Annotated in this window: 18 protein-coding genes and 2 pseudogenes; 12 read left to right on the forward strand and 8 right to left on the reverse strand. The window is 76.2% G+C overall.

Going from position 1 to position 15,801, the window contains the following annotated elements:
* From D450_RS0104800 to D450_RS0104810, 3 genes and pseudogenes are all read right to left on the reverse strand, one after another.
* A pseudogene (locus D450_RS0104800) lies at positions 1-385 on the reverse strand (BatA domain-containing protein); the annotation flags it as partial.
* Positions 386-424: 39 nt separating this feature from the next.
* Positions 425-1,414, reverse strand: a complete 990-nt coding sequence (locus D450_RS0104805) for a DUF58 domain-containing protein (RefSeq protein WP_017537541.1) — start codon at positions 1,412-1,414, stop codon at positions 425-427.
* Positions 1,415-1,417: 3 nt separating this feature from the next.
* Positions 1,418-2,512, reverse strand: a complete 1,095-nt coding sequence (locus D450_RS0104810; protein ID WP_017537542.1) for an AAA family ATPase — start codon at positions 2,510-2,512, stop codon at positions 1,418-1,420.
* A 248-nt stretch (positions 2,513-2,760) separates the two neighbouring features.
* On the opposite strand from D450_RS0104810, the gene D450_RS0104815 reads away from it, so the two are divergent.
* The 5 genes from D450_RS0104815 (at position 2,761) to D450_RS0104835 (ending at position 6,634) form a co-directional block, all read left to right on the forward strand.
* Positions 2,761-3,534 carry a hypothetical protein gene (locus D450_RS0104815; protein ID WP_241483061.1) on the forward strand — a complete coding sequence of 258 codons (774 nt, stop codon included), beginning with the start codon at positions 2,761-2,763 and terminating at the stop codon, positions 3,532-3,534.
* Positions 3,535-3,704: 170 nt separating this feature from the next.
* Complete coding sequence (locus D450_RS0104820; protein WP_017537544.1) at positions 3,705-4,721, forward strand: iron chelate uptake ABC transporter family permease subunit; 1,017 nt, start codon at positions 3,705-3,707, stop codon at positions 4,719-4,721.
* A gap of 151 nt (positions 4,722-4,872) precedes the next feature.
* Positions 4,873-5,235 (forward strand): hypothetical protein, encoded by a 363-nt coding sequence (locus D450_RS0104825; RefSeq protein ID WP_017537545.1) that lies wholly within the window; start codon positions 4,873-4,875, stop codon positions 5,233-5,235.
* Between the two features lie 99 nt (positions 5,236-5,334).
* Positions 5,335-6,180, forward strand: coding sequence for an SDR family oxidoreductase (locus D450_RS0104830; RefSeq protein WP_017537546.1), 846 nt, complete (start codon positions 5,335-5,337; stop codon positions 6,178-6,180).
* 133 nt (positions 6,181-6,313) lie between these two features.
* On the forward strand, positions 6,314-6,634 hold the full coding sequence (locus tag D450_RS0104835; RefSeq protein ID WP_017537547.1) for a 4a-hydroxytetrahydrobiopterin dehydratase: 321 nt from the start codon (positions 6,314-6,316) through the stop codon (positions 6,632-6,634).
* Positions 6,635-6,657: 23 nt separating this feature from the next.
* Here D450_RS0104835 and D450_RS0104840 read toward each other — a convergent pair whose 3' ends face one another.
* Complete coding sequence (locus D450_RS0104840) at positions 6,658-7,083, reverse strand: VOC family protein (protein WP_017537548.1); 426 nt, start codon at positions 7,081-7,083, stop codon at positions 6,658-6,660.
* Between the two features lie 41 nt (positions 7,084-7,124).
* A complete protein-coding gene (locus D450_RS29460) occupies positions 7,125-8,135 on the reverse strand; it encodes a TIGR00730 family Rossman fold protein (protein WP_017537549.1) in 1,011 nt (336 codons plus the stop codon).
* A gap of 112 nt (positions 8,136-8,247) precedes the next feature.
* On the opposite strand from D450_RS29460, the gene D450_RS0104850 reads away from it, so the two are divergent.
* From D450_RS0104850 to D450_RS34475, 6 genes and pseudogenes are all read left to right on the forward strand, one after another.
* The gene (locus tag D450_RS0104850) at positions 8,248-8,913 is read left to right on the forward strand and encodes a helix-turn-helix domain-containing protein (protein ID WP_039820133.1); all 666 of its coding nucleotides are present in this window, start codon (positions 8,248-8,250) and stop codon (positions 8,911-8,913) included.
* Between the two features lie 116 nt (positions 8,914-9,029).
* The gene (locus tag D450_RS0104855; RefSeq protein WP_017537551.1) at positions 9,030-9,761 is read left to right on the forward strand and encodes an SDR family oxidoreductase; all 732 of its coding nucleotides are present in this window, start codon (positions 9,030-9,032) and stop codon (positions 9,759-9,761) included.
* Between the two features lie 71 nt (positions 9,762-9,832).
* Positions 9,833-10,669, forward strand: a complete 837-nt coding sequence (locus tag D450_RS35140) for a helix-turn-helix domain-containing protein (protein ID WP_039820134.1) — start codon at positions 9,833-9,835, stop codon at positions 10,667-10,669.
* Between the two features lie 4 nt (positions 10,670-10,673).
* Complete coding sequence (locus tag D450_RS0104865; protein WP_017537553.1) at positions 10,674-11,072, forward strand: VOC family protein; 399 nt, start codon at positions 10,674-10,676, stop codon at positions 11,070-11,072.
* A 256-nt stretch (positions 11,073-11,328) separates the two neighbouring features.
* Positions 11,329-11,676, forward strand: a complete 348-nt coding sequence (locus D450_RS29465) for a hypothetical protein (RefSeq protein ID WP_017537554.1) — start codon at positions 11,329-11,331, stop codon at positions 11,674-11,676.
* 128 nt (positions 11,677-11,804) lie between these two features.
* Positions 11,805-12,245: pseudogene (locus D450_RS34475) on the forward strand (class I SAM-dependent methyltransferase); the annotation flags it as partial.
* 312 nt (positions 12,246-12,557) lie between these two features.
* Here the strand turns inward: D450_RS34475 and D450_RS32190 are convergent.
* The 3 genes from D450_RS32190 to D450_RS0104885 all read right to left on the reverse strand — a co-directional run bounded on the left by D450_RS32190 (position 12,558) and on the right by D450_RS0104885 (position 14,557).
* On the reverse strand, positions 12,558-12,710 hold the full coding sequence (locus D450_RS32190) for a hypothetical protein (RefSeq protein ID WP_017537555.1): 153 nt from the start codon (positions 12,708-12,710) through the stop codon (positions 12,558-12,560).
* A 75-nt stretch (positions 12,711-12,785) separates the two neighbouring features.
* On the reverse strand, positions 12,786-13,955 hold the full coding sequence (locus D450_RS0104880; protein ID WP_017537556.1) for an FAD-dependent monooxygenase: 1,170 nt from the start codon (positions 13,953-13,955) through the stop codon (positions 12,786-12,788).
* Complete coding sequence (locus D450_RS0104885; protein WP_017537557.1) at positions 13,952-14,557, reverse strand: TetR/AcrR family transcriptional regulator; 606 nt, start codon at positions 14,555-14,557, stop codon at positions 13,952-13,954. Before D450_RS0104885 ends, D450_RS0104880 begins: the two co-directional genes overlap by 4 nt.
* A gap of 132 nt (positions 14,558-14,689) precedes the next feature.
* On the opposite strand from D450_RS0104885, the gene D450_RS0104890 reads away from it, so the two are divergent.
* Entirely contained in the window at positions 14,690-15,559 is an 870-nt protein-coding gene (locus D450_RS0104890; RefSeq protein ID WP_083932540.1) for an MOSC domain-containing protein, read from the forward strand.
* Positions 15,560-15,801 lie beyond the last annotated feature (242 nt).

The following is a 15,801-nucleotide window of genomic DNA, read 5'->3' on the forward strand; positions in this document are numbered from 1 at the left end:
CGTTGAACCGGTCGGGCAGCGCGTCGACGAAGCCCACCGCCGACTCCTTGGCCGCGCTGATGCGGTCGGGGTCGACGTCGTTGGCGACCATGGACGGCGACACGTCCATGGCCACCATGATGGTGGCGCGCTCGCGCGGCACCTCCACCGGCATCGCCGGGCGCCCCACCGCCACCGCCAGCGCCAGCATCATCGCCAGGAACAGCGCCGCGCCCACGTGCCGCTGCCACCCCGGTCCGGTGGGGGCGACCCGGTCCAGCAGCGCCAGGTTGGTGAAGCGCGCGGCCTGGGCGCGGCGCCGCAGCTGGGCCCAGACATAGGCGGCGGCCAGGGCGGCGACGACCACCAGCGCCGCGGCCATCCACCCGGGGGACAGCAGGTTCACGGCATCGTCCTTTCGTCGGCCGGCTCGGTGTTCACCGGATCAGCGGGGCCGGGCCGGGGTGTGGCGGGCCAGGCGGTGGGCGGTGGTGCGCTGGGAGACCACGAACCGGGCCATGTCCACCACCCAGTCCCGGTCGGTGCGCAGCACCAGGTGCGGCACGCCGCAGCGGCGCAGCCCCGCGGCCACCGCGTCGCGCTGGGCCCGGGCGGCGGCGCGGTAGCGCTCGCGCACCCGGGGTGTGATCTTGACCTCGCGGGCCCGGCCGGTCTCGGGGTCGCTCAGCTCGGCCCAGCCCACGTCGGGCACGTCCAGCTCGCGCGGGTCGAGCACCTCCACGGCCAGGACCTGGTGGCGGGCGGTCAGCCGCCGCATGGACCGCTCCCAGGGCGGTTCGGCGCCGTCCGGCGGGGTGTCCAGGAAGTCGGAGACCACGACCCGCAGGCCACGCCGGGTCTGGGAGCGCGCCAGTTCCTCCACGGCCTCGGCCAGACGGGCCCGGCCGGCGGGCCGCGCGGGGCCGGCCGGGGCGTCGCCCCGGGGGGCGGCGGCCACGGTGGCCAGCAGGGTGGTCAGCGCCGAGCGGCCGGAGCGGGCCGGCCAGCGCCGCACCCGGCCCCGGTGCAGGAAGTAGGCGCCGAAGCGGTCGCCGACCTTCTGGGTGAGCACGGTGACGGCGGCCAGGGCGCCCACCGCCACGTCGCGCTTCTCGCAGCCGGCGGTGCCGAAGTCCATGCTGGGCGACAGGTCGAGCAGGGTCCAGGTCTCCAGTTCCCGGTCGGCGACCTGGTCGCGGACGTGGGGCACGGTGGTGCGGGCGGTCACCGCCCAGTCCATGTGCCGTACGTCGTCCTCGCCGGGCAGGTAGCGGCGGGCCTCGGCGGGCTCGCTGCCGGGGCCCTGGCGCAGGCCCAGGTGCTCGCCGTGCAGCAGGCCCTCCATCCGCCGCACGATCCGCAGGTCGAGCCGGCCCAGGGCCTCGTGGGCGCGCGGGTCCAGCAGCGGTGCCGGGCGGCGGAGCGGGGCGGCCACGGCTCAGCCCGCCGCCATCGTCGCGGAGGCCTCGCCGCCGTGCGGCTCGTCCCAGATGACCCGGGGCGGGGGCACCGCCGCCAGCACCCGGTCCACCACCTGCTCGGTGCCGACGCCGTCGGCCAGGGCGTCGAAGGTCAGCACCAGGCGGTGGGCCATGACCTCGCGGGCCAGTTGGCGCACGTCGTCGGGGAGCACGTAGTCGCGGCCGCGCAGCAGGGCCAGGGCCCGGGCCGAGGCCACCAGGCCCAGGGTGGCGCGGGGGCTGGCGCCCACCTCCAGCACCCGCCGCAGGTCGCCCACGCCGTACTGCTCGGGTTCGCGGGTGGCCATGACCAGGCGCACCACGTAGTCGGCGATGAGGCGGTGCACGTGCACCTTCTCGGCGGCCTCCTGCAGCTCGCGCAGGGTGACCGGGTCCAGGACCTGGTGGGCCTGGGGCGGGTCGGTGCTCATCCGCCGCAGGATCTCCATCTCCTCGTGCGCGCGCGGGTGGGGCACGACGACCTTCATCAGGAAGCGGTCGCGCTGGGCCTCGGGCAGGGGGTAGACGCCCTCGGACTCCACCGGGTTCTGGGTGGCGACCACGATGAAGGGGGCGGGCAGGGGGTGGGTCTGCCCGCCCAGGGAGACCTGGCGCTCGGCCATCACCTCCAGCAGCGAGGACTGCACCTTGGCCGGGGCCCGGTTGATCTCGTCGGCCAGGACGAAGTTGGCGAAGACCGGCCCCAGCTCCACGTCGAAGCGCTCGGCGGAGGGGCGGTAGATGCGGGTGCCGACGATGTCGGAGGGGACCAGGTCGGGCGTGAACTGGATGCGGGAGAAGGAGCCGCCGGCGACCTTGGCCAGGGTGGAGACCGCCAGGGTCTTGGCGATGCCCGGAACGCCCTCCAGCAGGCAGTGGCCGCGGGCGATCAGCGCCACCATGGTGCGCTCGACCATGGAGTCCTGGCCGACGATGACCGAGGAGACCTCCTGCAGGGCCGCCCGGAGCAGCCGGGTGGAGTCGGCCGGTGCCTGCTCGCCGGCGCCCTCGGGGCCGGCGCCCTCGGATCCGGAGCCGGGTGCGGCCCGGTCCGCGGTGTCGTCGTCCTGCATTCGTCCAGCCTTTCCGCCGGTGCCCCGCGGGGCGCCGGAAGCCTCGTCGCCGCCCGGCGTGTCGGGCCGCTGTCGTGCCGACCGGGCGGCCGCATAGCATTGGGCCCGCGTTCCCTGCGTCCCCTCCGGACGGCGGATGGATACCGCACGGAGAGTCGGGAATGCTCACACATCGGCGATGCTACCGCCGCGCGGGCGGGCGGGGGCGCCCCGCAGCGGCGCGGCGGGGATGCGGATCGGGGGTGCGCGTGGAGGAGGGTGCTCGGCTGCACGACGGCGACCCGCGCCAGCTGGGCGGCTTCCGCCTGCGCGCGCGCCTGTCGTCCGCGCCGGAGGGCACGGTCTACGCCGCGGTGGACGCGCACGGCGAGCCGGTGCAGGTGGCCCTGCTCAGCGAGGGCGCCGCCGGCGATACGGAGGCCCGGGAGCGCTTCCGCGCCGCGGTGGCCGAGGGGCGCGGGGTGGGACGGGCGCCGCGGGTCCTGGCCAGCAGCACCCGCTCCTCGGCGGCGGCGTGGGTGGCGGTGGCCGGCGACGGCGGGCGGCGCGGTGCCGCGGCCTACCTGGCGCCGGTCTCGGGGGGCGCCGGGCGGGTGCGCTCGGGTGCGCCGTCGCTGCAGCCGCACTGGGCGGCGCGGGCGGCCCCGGCCTCGGCGCGGTGGTTCTGGCCGCTGCCGGGCGGCGGCGGGGCGGTGGCCTCGCCGCGCGCCAACCGGGCGGTGGTGCTGGGGATGGTGCTGCTGTTGCTGCTGGCGGTGCTGCTGGCGGTGCTGCTGTACTTCTGGCTGTCGATGCTCTCGCAGCAGGCGGGGGCGCAGGCCGAGCCCTCTCCGTCGCCGTCGCCGAGCCCGAGTTCCTCGCCCTCGCCGTCCCCCTCGCAGGAGGGGGAGGAGCGGCCCGAGGACGACGGGGAGAGCCCGGCCCCCTCGCCGTCGCAGGAGCCGGGGGAGGACCTGCCCAGCGTGCCGCTGGACGACGACGACCTGTCCACTCTTCCCCAGGAGCCCCAGAGCCTGGCCTGAGGGCCCGGCCCGATCAGGGACGGGCGCCCCCGCCCGGGAGGGACCTTGGGTCCGGCCCGCCTCAGGGGCCCTTTCCGGTGGCGGGGCCCCGGTCTAGCGTCGGCCGCATCCGCGGGGGCGCACCCGCGGCCGTCGGCGGCCGGGCCCCGCGCGGAGGGGGAGGGGACGCGATGCTCGGCGGCCTGTCGCCGGCCCGCGGCGCCGCCGCGGCCGGATGCGCCGTGCTGCTGGTGGCGGCGGCGGGCGCGGCCCTGCTGGTGGGCGAGTTCCCGGTGCCCGGGCGCGAGCTGGCGCGGGCGCTGGCGACCCCGGGGGGTGAGCCGGGGTCGGTGGGCTTCATCGTGTGGGAGCTGCGGGTGCCGCGCCTGGTGGCCGGGGCGGCCGCGGGGGCGGTGTTCGCCGCCGCGGCGGTGCTGCTGCAGGGCGCCTGGGGGGTTCGGGCCATGGACGTGCGCCTGCTGGGCATGGGCGGGGGAGCGGTCCTGGGGGCGGTGCTGGCCGGTCCGGTCGGGCAGGCGGGGCCGCTGGTGCGGGCGGCGGGCGCGGTGGCGGGCGCGGTGGCGGCCGGGGCGCTGGTGACGGCCGCGGTGCGCCGTCTGGGCGTCGCGTGGGGGCCGGCGGGCCGTGCCGCGGCGGGTGCGGCGGTCGACGGGCTGCTCACGTGCGCGGCGGTCCTTGCGGCGGTGCGGGCCGCCGGGGGGTGGGAGGCGGCGGGTGCGGCGGGGCCGGCCTGGGTGGCGCTCGGGTCGCTGTCGGGGGCGCTGGAGCAGGCGATGCCGCTGGGGGCGCTGTGCGGGGCGGCGCTGGCGGCGGCGCTGGTGTGGGGGGCCTCGGGCACGGGGCGGGGGAGCGGTGCGCCGTGGCGGGTGCTGGGCCCGGTCGCGGTGCTGTGCGGGTGCGGGACGGCGCTGGCCGGGCCCGTGGCGCTGGCGGGGCTACCGGCCGCCCTCGCGGGCCGCTGGATGGGCCGGGGGAGGCCGGTTCGGTCGCTGCTGGCGGCGGCGCCGGTGGGGGCGTGCACGGTGCTGGCGGCCGACGCGGTGCTGCGTGCGGCGGGCGGGGCGGCCGAGCCTGCAGTGGGGGCGGCGACGGCGGCGCTGGGGGGGCCGGTGCTGGTGGCGCTGGTCGCGGGCCGTGCCCAGGAGGGGAGCGCGCACGCGCCGGGCTCCCCGGCGGCCCGCGGGTAGGGCGGGGGAAGGACGGGGAGAGCATCCGGCGCCGCAATCCAAATCTACGTTATAAAGGTGGCGGTTATGGGCCTTCCAATCACAAGCACAAAGGAGCGGCTCCGCCGCACCGAACCCCCAAGCGCCACGCCGTATGGAAGGATCTGGGCCCATGGGTCTGGGAACGTGGCTGAAGCCCTGGACATGGAGGCGTCCACGCGACTTCGCATCCCGGCTGGCCGCCCTGCAACCCCGGTTGCAGGGCCACCGCCGACGGGCGGCCGAGGAGCTCGGTCGGGCCGAGGCCGCGCGCACGAAGGCCGCCATGGAGAGTGAGCGCCGGCGCCTTATCGAGCGCATGGCGGATCTGGGCCGGGAGATCCGGACCGCGGAGCGCGGGGTGGAACAGGGGGCGTGGGATGAGTACCACGACCTGTTCGTGGAACGGCTGGTCGAGCTCGACCGGAGCATGGGGCGCGAGGGCGGTGCGGAGGGGGTCCGCGCGGAGCTGCGGCGCCGCATGGACGGGGTCTGAGGGCCGGCGGGCCCTGAAGGCGGAAAACCGGTGGCCCGCCGCTCGGGGCCGCCGTTAGCCTGCACCCCGCCCTGCCCCGCCGTTTCCAGGAGGCCGTCCGTGGAGCAGCAGCCCGTCAGTTCCGAGGACCCCGTGCCCGAGCGCGCCGTCCGTCCGCTGCTGGGGCGCGGCGCCCTGGTCACCGGGGTCAGTCGGCGCGACGGGATCGGCTACGCCGTCGCCCGCCGACTGGCGGCCTACGGCGCCTCGGTGTTCTGCCACCACTTCGCGCCGCACGATGCCGGGCAGCCGTGGGGCGGCGACGACGTCGGGGCGGTGCTGGAGGGGGTGCGGTCCGCCTGCAGTGATCCGCGGGCGCGGGTCGGGGGCGCGGAGGCCGACCTGGCCGTTGCGGACGCGCCGCGGGAGGTGTTCGGGGCCGCCCGGTCGGCTCTGGGCCGGGTCGACATCCTGGTGTGCAACCACGCCCGTTCGGGCGGCGACGCGGATCTGGCCGGCGTCACCGCGGACATGCTGGACGGCCACTGGGCGGTGGACGCGCGGTCGGCGCTGCTGCTCGCGCGGGAGTTCGCGGCGGCCCGTGACCGGGCGGAGGGCGGGCGTGTGGTGTTCCTGACCTCGGGGCAGGGGCAGGGGCCCATGCCGGGCGAGGTGGCCTACGCGGCGGCCAAGGGGGCGTTGGCGGCGGTCACGCTGACGGTCGCCGATGAGCTGGCCGACCGGGGCATCACCGTCAATACGGTCGATCCGGGGCCGGTGCAGACCGGGTACATCTCCGCGGGCGCCGAGGCGTATCTGATGCACAAGATGCCGATGGGACGTCTCGGGCGCCCTGATGATCCTGCGCGTCTGATCGCGTGGCTGGCCACGGACGAGGCGTGTTGGATCACGGGGCAGGTGCTGCACAGCGAGGGCGGTTTCGCGCGGTGGCGGGATCCGTCGTGAGGGCCGGCCGGTCCTTGATTGGAACGGGCGGCGGTGAGGTAGGACAGCCGGGGGGTGCGTCGTACCCCCGGTAGGGGACCGCGCCGGGACAGGGCCGGGGCGGGGTGCCGTTCGACCGCGGAGGCGATGGGCCATGGCAGTGCTGGACGACAAGCAGATCGCCGATGGGCTGGAGCTGCTGGAGGGGTGGGAGTGGCGTCCTGAGGAGGCCGAGATCCGCCGGACGGTGGTGATGCCGGACTTCATGTCGGTGATCCACCTGGTGGAGGGGATCGCGCACGCCGCCGAGCAGGCGGGGCACCATCCGGACATGGACGTGCGCTACAACCGGCTGACGCTGCACCAGACCACGCATGCGGCCGGGGGTGTGACGGAGGCCGATTTCGCGCTGGCGGCGCGTATGGACGAGTTGATCGCCGATGCTCTGGCGGGGCAGGGGTCCGGGGAGGGGTGAGCTGTCGGCCGGGCCGGGCGGGGTCACCGGTCGCCGGGGGCCGCCTGCTCGCGGACGGCGAGGTAGTGGGGGCTGTGCATGAGCCCCAGTGTGTTGCCGAAGGGGTCGTTGACCAGGGCGGTGACGAAGCCGTCCTCGCGGTGGGTGGGGCCGTCGAGCGGGGTGGCGCCGAGCCCGGTGAGCCGGTCCAGGGCGGCGGCGACGTCGTCGACGTGCCAGTAGGCGACGGGGCCGAGGGTGCCCCAGGTGGAGCCGGGCGGGGCGTAGCGCCGGTCGACGATGCCGAGTTCGTCGGGGCGGTCGCCGATGCGGAATTCGGCGTAGGCGGTGCGGCCGTCGGGTCCGCTGCGTTCGAAGTAGGGGGCCTGGGAGAGCGCGCGGGTGTACCAGTCCTTGGCGGCGTCGACGTCGTCGGCCCATAGTCCGGCGTTGGCCAGTCCTCGCAGCATGGTGGCGCCTTTCGTGCCGGGTGGGTTCGCGTGGTCCGAGGCTAGGGGTGGTTGCGGACGGCCTGTGTCCTCGTTTCGGGGTGCCATCCTGTGGCGGACAGCGAGGCGACGGGGGCGAAGAGGGGTTCGGGCAGGTCCTCCCAGGGGTGCCAGGACCAGGTCTCGGTCTTGTCGGGTTCGACGACCCGGGGTTCGCCTTCGGCGTGGGCCAGGTGGTGCAGGGTGATGTAGTGCAGGCCCTCGGGGGCGAAGACGTCGCTGGTCCAGCCGATGGGGGTCAGGCGCAGCGCCCGCATCCCGGTCTCCTCGTGGAGTTCGCGGGCGGCGGCGGCCTCGGGGCTTTCGGCGGGGTCGACCTTGCCGCCGGGGAAGGACCAGGTGCCGGCGCCGTGGGAGCCCTTGCGGCGCCCGAGGAGGACGCGGCCGTTGCGGAGGACCACGGTGCTGGTGCCCAGGAGGGGGCCGCGGGGCGGCGGGGGGTCGGCGGGGCTGTGGGGGTCCCAGGCGTCGAGGCGGTCCAGGAGGGTGCGGGGGTCGCCGGCGGAGACGACGATGGCGCGGTGGCGGGTGCGGATCAGGCCTTGGCGGGTGAAGTGGTCGAGGAGGCGGGACAGGTCGCCCCAGTAGTCGTCGACGTTGAGCAGGCCGACGGGTTTGGCGTGCAGTCCGGCCTGGGTCCAGGAGGCGGCCTCGGCGACGTGGTCGAGGGTGTCCAGGCCTCCGGGCAGGGCGATGAAGGCGTCGGCGAGTTCGGCCAGGGCGGTCTTGCGTTCGTGGTGGGTGGCCACGGTGCGCAGGTCGCGCAGGCCGGGGTGGAGGGTCTCGCGGGTGCGCAGGGACTGGGGGACGACGGCGGTGGCGCGTCCTCCGGCGGCGAGTGCGGCGTCGGCGACGTGTCCGGCCAGGCCGTGGGCGGTGCCGCTGTAGACGAGCCGGGTGTCGCGGTGGGCGAGCAGGGTGCCGAGGCGGTGGGCGGCGCGGGTGTAGGCGGGGGAGGCGCCCGGGTCGGAGCCGGCGAGGACGCAGACGCGGTGGAGGGTCATGGGGGCCATGCTCGCATGGTGGGGCCGGGCGTCCTGTGCGGTGGGGACGGTGGTCCCTGGGGCGGGGGGCGGGGGGCGGCGAGACTGGGGCGGCGCGGTGCGGTCTTTTCTTGGGGGTGGCATGGACGGGGCGGATGAGCGTGCGGTCGGCCGGCGGGTGGCGGTGCGTCGGCGGCAGCTGGGCCTGGGGCGCGGGGAGGTGGCGCGCAGGGCCGGGATGGCCGAGGGGTTCGTGGCGCATGTGGAGGACCATTCTCAGGCGCTGAGCGGTTGGTCGCTGGGCAGGCTGGCGCAGGCGCTGGAGGTGACGCCGGGGCAGTTGCTCGGGGAGGAGGGTCTGCGTCTGCCTGATGTGCCGGAGCCGCGGATGGAGGTTCTGGGGGCGTCGGCGTGTATGGAACTGATCGGCGGGGGCGGGGTGGGGCGTGTGGCGTTCACTCCGCAGGGGGCGAGGGCTCCGTCGGTGCTGCCGGTGAATTTCGCTGTGGTGGCCTCGGATGTGGTGTTCCGTACCTCGGCGGGGGGTGAGGTGGCCGGTTGTCTGCCGGGGCCGGTGTCCTTCCAGGTGGACCGGTTGGACGAGGCGTTGAGCAGTGGGTGGTCGGTGCTGGTGCGGGGACGGGCGGTGCTGGTGGAGGACGACCGTGATGTGCGGGCGCTGGAGGCGGCGGCGCCGGTGCGGCCGTGGGCGGGCGGGGAGCGGGAGTCGTTCGTGCGGGTGATGCCGTCGAAGGTGACGGGTAGGCGTGTGGTGGGCGGTGCGCCGGTGGCGGGTGGGGCGGAATGAGGTCGGGGGTGTGCCGTGGGGAATTGCGGACGGGAACGGTCCTGGTTCGTTCCTAGGGTTCCCGCATGGATCACACGAGTAGTCAGACTCAGACCGGTACTGTCCCTGCGACCGCGGTGGTGACCGGAGGCTCGCGCGGGATCGGGCGGGCCGTCGTCGAGCGGCTGGCGGCCCGGGGGTATCTGGTCGCCTTCTGCTATGCCCGTGACGGGCGGGCCGCCGGCGAGGTGGAGCGCGTGGTGGCCGCGGGCGGTGGGTGCGCCCTGGGGGTGCGTGCCGACGTGTCGCGCGGGGGCGATGTCGAGCGGTTGTTCGCCGAGGCCGAGGCCTTTTTCTCGGGCCGCGGCGCCCCGGGGCGCCTGGACGTGGTGGTGGCCAATGCGGGTCTGGCCTTCCATGCGCCGCTGGCCGAGACCAGCGGGGAGGATTTCGACCGGGTGATGGCCGTCAACGCCAAGGGGGTGCTGTTCGCCTTGCGCGAGGCCGTGCGGCGGATGGGCACCGGCGGGCGGGTGGTGGCGGTCACCTCGGCCACGACGTTCTGGCCGGGCCGGGGGGAGGCGGCTTATGCGGCGAGCAAGGCCGCGGTGGACCTGCTGGGGCGGGTGGCGTCCCGGGAGCTGGGGCCGCGGGGGATCACGGTGAACTGCGTGGCTCCGGGGGCTACCGACACCGATCTGCTGCGGGGCGCGGTGGGGGAGGAGGGCAGGGGCGCGGTGGCGGCGCTGACGCCGTTGGGGCGGCTGGGCGGTCCGGGGGACGTGGCCGATGCGGTGGTGCTCCTTGCCGAGGGGCGGGCGGGCTGGCTGACGGGGCAGACGGTCCGGGCCGACGGGGGGCTGGTGTGATGCGCGGCCGGGGGCCGGGTCCGGCCCCCGGCCGCAGGTGGGTTCGGGGCGTGGCCGGTAGCGTGGGCGGTGTGGAGGGGTTTCGGAGGGTGCGGCCCCATCGGGCGCTGGAGGGCATGGTCGCGCCCTATGTGGGCTATTCCCATGGGGCGGATGTGCCGCCGGTGCACCTGGGGCTGCCGTCGGGGTGGCTGACGCTGGTGGTGTCGCTGGGCGGGCCGCTGGAGTTGTTGGGCGGTCCGGGGGCCGAGCGGGGGCCGGTGCGTTTGCAGGCGGCGGTGGGCGGGCTGCACATGGAGCCGGTGGTGCTGGGCCGCCGGGGGCTAGGGCGGGGTGTGCAGGTGGCGGTGCACCCTTTGGCGGCGCGGGCGCTGTTGGGCGCGGGCTCGGCCGAGCTGGCGGGGACGACGGTGGCGGTGGAGGACCTGGGGGTGCCGTGGCTGCGAGGCCTGGACGAGCGGTTGGCCGGGGCCGGGTGCGGGCGAGCGGTCTTCGCGGTCCTGGAGGGGGCTCTGCTGCGGGCGCTGGAGGAGGGGGGCGGTTCCGGGCCGGGCGGTGCGGTTCCGGCTGAGGTGGTGCAGGCCTGGCGGCTGCTGCGCGGCGAGGCGCGGGTGCAGGAGGCGGCCGACGGTGTGGGGTGGAGCAGGCGCCACCTGGCCCAGCGGTTCGGTTCGGAGGTGGGCCTGTCGCCGAAGCAGGCGGCCCGTCTGGCGCGGTTCGAGCGCAGTTCGCGTGCGCTTCGCGCCGGGCTGGGGCCGCTGTCGCGGGTGGCGGCCGAGTGCGGGTACGCCGACCAGGCGCATATGACCAACGACTGGCGCTCCCTGGCCGGGTGCACCCCGGCCCGGTGGGTCCGCCAGGAGCTCCCGTTCCTTCAAGACGGGGCGGTGTCCGAGGGGGCAGGGTGAGGGCATGAGTGATGAGCAGGTGGCCGGGGGCGGTGCGGGGCCCGGGGTGTGGCCGTGCCTGGGGTATCGCGACGCCGAGGGCGCGCTGGAGTTCTTGACGACGGTTCTGGGGTTCTCCGAGGCCTTGACCGTGCGCGGGGCCGGGGGCATCGTGCACGGCGAGGTGCGTTGGCCCGAGGGCGGGGGGCTGATGTTCGGGACCAAGGAGGAGGCGGTCCCGGGGTGGGTGTACGTGGTCACGGCCGACCCCGACCGGGTGCATGCGCGTGCGGTGGCCGGCGGCGCCCGGGTCGTGGAGGGGCCGGTCGATACCGATTACGGGTCGCGCAATGTGACGGTGGTCGATCCTGAGGGCAGTACGTTCACGTTCGGTACCTACCGGGGGACCGAGCCGGGGGTCTGAGCGGGTTCTAGGGTGGTCGGTGCCTGGGGCGCCCGTCCCTTGATCCCCCGTGAGAGGCCCCTGTTCCCGTGAGCTGTCCGCCTTTGCTGTTCCTCGACGTCGATGGTCCGCTGAACCCTTTCCGGTGCCCTTTTCCGGGGCCTCTGGGGTATGCCAGTCACCGGATGAAGCCCGCGTCCTGGCTGCGGCAGCATCCGGGCGTTCCCGCCGATCGGGGGNGCTGACGGTTCGGCTGGATCCCGGGATCGGTCCGCGGTTGCTGGGGCTGCCGATGGTGCCGGTGTGGGCGACCACGTGGGAGCACGACGCCAACACCTGGATCGGGCCGCGGCTGGGCCTGCCCGAGCTGCCGGTGGTGGAGTGGCCGGCCGCGCGTGCGGGGGGTTCGGGCGGGCTGCACTGGAAGACGCGGGCGCTGTCGGCCTGGGCGGGTGAGCGGGCCTTCGCCTGGGTCGACGACGAGCCGGGCGAGGCCGACCGCCGGTGGCTGGGGCTGCACCACCCGGCGCCGTTCCTGGTGCTGCGGGTCGATCCGGCGCGGGGGCTGGGGGAGGAGGACTTCGCGCGGTTGGGCGCGTGGGCCGAGCGGACCGCGGCGGCCTGAGGCGCTGGGACGCTGGGGCATCGTTCGGGCCGGTCGGGGGAATCCTGTGCCTGCGGGGCGGGGCGCCGCGGGGAGGGGCTGGTGGCGATGGACCGGTGGGGGCCGCGCGGGCCCGGGCTCTGGGGCCGATGGTGATCGCGGCGGTCGACCAGTGCCTGCCCACGCAGGAGCGGGTGGTGCACGACCGGCTGGTGCTGCGGCTGCTGCCGCGCGGGGCCCGGTTGGCGGTGGGGGCGTGCCGTGTGGGGGCGGTGCGGGCGTGGGTGGTGCGTGCGGGGGAGCGGCGGGCCCCGGGGGTGTGGGCGGCGGCGCTGTGCCGCCGGCGTTTCGGCGATGACGTGGTGGCCCGGGCGGTGGCCGAGGGGGTCGGCCAGGTGGTGGTGCTGGGGGCGGGACTGGACACCCGGGCGTGCCGTCTGGTGGTGCCGGCGGGGGTGCCCGCGTTCGAGGTGGACGGGCCCGGGGCGGTGGTGCGCAAGCGCCTGCGGTTGAAGCGGGCCCTGGGGCGGGTGCCGGTGGGGCTGCGGCTGGTGGCGGTGGGGGCCGATGCGCGGTCGTTGGCCGCGGGGCTGGAGGCGGCCGGGTACCGGTCGGACCGGTCGGCGCTGTTCGTGTGGGAGGGGGCGGCGTGGCGGCCGGGCCGTGCGGGGGCGGTGCTGGGGGTTCTGGAGTCGGCGGCGCCGGGCAGCGGGCTGGTGCTGTGGGGCGGGCCGGGGGCGGAGGCCGGCCGGGTGGGTGCGGTGCTGGCGGGGTTCGGGTGGTGTGAGCGCGAGCGCCTGCGGGGGCCGGGGTATGCCGAGCGGTACCTGCGAGCGGCCGGGCGGGAGGGGTTGGTGGTCCGGTCGGCAGAGTGGTCGCTGTACGCGGTCAAGCGGGCCCGGTTATGCGCGGGCGCACGTGGGGCGGGCGGGGGCGGCGGAGCGGTATTCGGCGTGGAGGCCGTGGGCGTCCTCGGTGTGCAGCATCCGCCGGAAGTCGCGCCCGGGGCCGTTGTCGACCATCTCGGTGAGGACGGCGCGGGCGAAGCCGACCATGCGCCCGGTCGTGGTCCGGTAGGCGCCGGGCGGCGTCCGGTGCTGATGTCGATCCCTTGCCTTCGGGGGTTCCTCTCAGGGGGCGGCGGGGACGTGTGCGGCGGGTTTGCCGGTGAGCATGCGGGTCATGAGGCGGCCGGTGCCGGGCAGGGCGAGCAGGCCCAGCATCAGGCGGCGGGCGTGCAGGCGGGTGCGGGAGCGGGGCAGGAACCAGTGGGCGGTGCGCAGGGCGGCGCGGCGGCGCTGTTCGGCCACGGGGCGCCAGGCGCGTTCGTAGGCGGCCAGGCCGAGTTCGGGGGTGGCGGCGCGGGCCAGGTGCTCGGCCAGGGTGTAGGCGCCGCCGACGGCCAGGGAGGCGCCCTGTCCGGCGAGCAGGGAGACGGCGTAGGCGGAGTCGCCCACCAGGACGGCGCGTCCGCTGGACCAGGAGGGCACGTGGGTCTGGGCGACGTGGTCGTAGTAGATGCGGTCGGGTTCGGGGCAGGCCCGGAGTGCGCGGGGGACGAGCCATCCCAGGCCGGAGCAGGCGCTGCGCAGGGCGGCGCGGGGGTCGTGGGGCAGGTGGGTGTCCTGGGTGCGGAAGACGATGAAGGCGGCGATGAGTCCGTTGCCGAGTCCGTACAGGCCCATCTGGGCGCCGGTGGTGTCGGTGAGGAAGAAGCGGTCGCGGACGTGTTCGTGGACGTGGGGGTCGTGGAAGGTGTAGGCGGCGGTGTGGAAGCCCAGGTGGCGCAGGTGGTCGGGGGTGTCGCCGAACAGGGCGCGGCGGACGGGGGAGTGGATGCCGTCGGCGCCGATGAGCAGGTCGGCTTCCAGGTCGGTGCCGTCGTGGAGGCGGGCGGCGGCGCCGTCGGGGGCGGTGCGGGCGCCGGTGACGCGGGCGCCGTAGCGCAGTTCGACGGTTTCGGGCAGGGCCTGGCGCAGGACGTGTTCGAGGTCGGGGCGCAGGATGGAGACCAGGCCGCCGGTGGCCTGGGCGAAGGCGGAGAAGGGGGCGGTGGCGCGGACGCGGCCGTGTTCGTCGACGAAGGCGGCGTCGCGGAAGCGGTGGCCGGCCTGTTCGATGGCGGGCAGCAGGCCCATGGTGCGGGCGGCGTCGTGGCCGGGGCCGAAGAAGTCGATCATGAAGCCCTGGGGGCGCGGGCCGGGGGCCTTGTCCAGGACGGTGACCTGCCAGCCGTGGTGGGCCAGGCGGTGGGCGGCGGCGAGTCCGGCGATTCCGGCGCCGCTGATGAGGGCTTTCATCGGTGTCCTTCCTGTTCTTGCGGTCGCTGCTGTGCGGTGGGTTCGGTGGGGATGAGGCGGGTCAGGACGGGGGTGACGGCGGCGGAGGTGAGGGCGGGGTCCAGGGTGCGGTGGAGCATCATGCCGTCGACGGCGGCGGCCAGGACGGCGGCGGTGCGGCGGGCGTCGGGCACGCCCTGGGCCTGCAGCCGGTCGGTGAGCCGGGTGCGGAACCGGTCGAGCAGGTCGGCCATGGCGGTGCGCAGGGCCTGGTTCCGGGTGGCGGTGAGCATGGCTTCGCTGATCAGGCGGGAGGCGGGGTCGTCGCCGGGGTAGTGGTCCAGGTCGGCCAGGAGCAGGTCCAGGGCCTGGGGGGCGGTGCGGGCCCGGTCCAGGGCGTCGGCGGCGCTGTCGACGACGTTCTCCATGACCTGCAGGGCGGCTTCGGTGAGCAGGGCGGGCAGGGAGGCGAAGTGGTAGTGCACCAGGCCGGGGCCCACGCCTGCGCGTTCGGCGACCATGCGGGTGCTGACCGCGTTCCAGCCCTGTTCGGCGACGAGCTCGGCGGCGGCGTGCAGGAGTCGGGTGCGGACGTGGTGTCCGCGTTCGGCGCTGGTGGCCACGGCCGGTCCTCCTTGGTCGTTCGTTCCGGGCATTCGCCTTGGGCGGGTGCCCAATTCCAGCATGGCACGTCCGGCCCTCCGGTGGGAAGGGGCGGTCCGCGGGCGGTGTGCGGGCCCGGTAGCGTCGTCGCCATGCCGCGAGTCGCCGCACTGATCAGTTATCCCGTCAAAGGCTGCGCGGGCACGCCGCTGGAGCGGGCCGTGTCCGCCCCGGCCGGGCTGCCCCACGACCGGGCGTTCATGGTGGTCGATGAGGAGGGGGCCTTCCGCAGCCAGCGCGGGAGCCCGCGCCTGGCGCTCATCCGGCCGGGCGTGGAGGAGGGCGGGCGGCTCCTGCTCCTGGATGCGCCGGGCGCCGCGCCGGTGCGGGTGCCGGTCCGGGCCGAGGGGCCGCGCAGCGGTGTGACCATGCACGGGCGGCCCTTCGAGGCCGTCGACCAGGGCGAGGGGGCCGCGCGCTGGCTCACCGGGGTCCTGGGCGAGCCGAGCCGCCTGGTGCGCGTGGCCCCCGGGCACGACCGCGTGGTCACGGGGCGCTTCACCGGGACCAGCGCCTTCGCCGACAGCTCCTCGGCGCTGGTGCTGTCGCTGTCCTCGCTGGACCTGCTCAACGGGCGACTGGCCGAGGCCGGGGCGCCGGCGCTGCCCATGGACCGCTTCCGCCCCAACATCGTGGTCTCGGGCTGGCCCGAGCCGCACACCGAGGACGGCGTGCTCACCATGCGCATCGGCGGCACCGGGCTGGGCTTCTCCAAGCCGTGCAAGCGCTGCGCGGTGACCACGGTGGACCAGGACACCGGAGAGAAGGCGGGCCCCGAGCCGCTGCGGACGCTGGCCTCCTACCGCCGGTGGGCCGAGGGCGGTGTGGTGTTCGGCGCCAAGTTCGCGGTCCTGGAGCCGGGGCCGATCGCGGTGGGCGACGAGGTCGAGGTGCGCGAGTGGGCCGAGGGCGAGCGCGCGCTGGTGGAGCTCGCGGGCCCGGACCGGGCGGCCCGCGGGTGAGGCGGCCCGGCCCGCCGGGTGCTCGGAGGCGGCGACCGCGACCCTAGTGCGGGGCGCCGTCGCCGCCGAGGGACTCCTCCAGCAGCGCCAGGAACGCGGCCGCGGCAGGGGAGGGCGGCAGCGGCCCCCACACCAGGCGCTCGGCCCTGACGGGGGCGTCGCCCACCGGTACCGCCCGCACGCCCTCCAGTCCGGGGACGAAGGGCTCGGGCAGCATCCCCNGGCCCTCGCGGACCAGGCGC

Origin of the sequence: Nocardiopsis halophila DSM 44494, from assembly GCF_000341245.1 — a bacterium.
GTDB lineage: Bacteria > Actinomycetota > Actinomycetes > Streptosporangiales > Streptosporangiaceae > Nocardiopsis_A > Nocardiopsis_A halophila.

Excerpts from the sequence above, each read along its gene's own strand:
- D450_RS32190 (WP_017537555.1), bottom strand. The coding sequence starts at position 12,710 with ATGGTCGGCTTCGCCCGCGCCGTCCTCACCGAGATGGTCGACAACGGC.
- D450_RS0104890 (WP_083932540.1), top strand. The coding sequence starts at position 14,690 with ATGCCGCGAGTCGCCGCACTGATCAGTTATCCCGTCAAAGGCTGCGCG.
- D450_RS0104810 (WP_017537542.1), bottom strand. The coding sequence starts at position 2,512 with ATGCAGGACGACGACACCGCGGACCGGGCCGCACCCGGCTCCGGATCC.
- D450_RS0104840 (WP_017537548.1), bottom strand. The coding sequence starts at position 7,083 with ATGCTGCGAGGACTGGCCAACGCCGGACTATGGGCCGACGACGTCGAC.
- D450_RS0104880 (WP_017537556.1), bottom strand. The coding sequence starts at position 13,955 with ATGAAAGCCCTCATCAGCGGCGCCGGAATCGCCGGACTCGCCGCCGCC.
- D450_RS0104825 (WP_017537545.1), top strand. The coding sequence starts at position 4,873 with ATGGGTCTGGGAACGTGGCTGAAGCCCTGGACATGGAGGCGTCCACGC.
- D450_RS0104865 (WP_017537553.1), top strand. The coding sequence starts at position 10,674 with ATGAGTGATGAGCAGGTGGCCGGGGGCGGTGCGGGGCCCGGGGTGTGG.
- D450_RS0104850 (WP_039820133.1), top strand. The coding sequence starts at position 8,248 with ATGGACGGGGCGGATGAGCGTGCGGTCGGCCGGCGGGTGGCGGTGCGT.
- D450_RS0104835 (WP_017537547.1), top strand. The coding sequence starts at position 6,314 with ATGGCAGTGCTGGACGACAAGCAGATCGCCGATGGGCTGGAGCTGCTG.
- D450_RS0104820 (WP_017537544.1), top strand. The coding sequence starts at position 3,705 with ATGCTCGGCGGCCTGTCGCCGGCCCGCGGCGCCGCCGCGGCCGGATGC.
- D450_RS29460 (WP_017537549.1), bottom strand. The coding sequence starts at position 8,135 with ATGGCCCCCATGACCCTCCACCGCGTCTGCGTCCTCGCCGGCTCCGAC.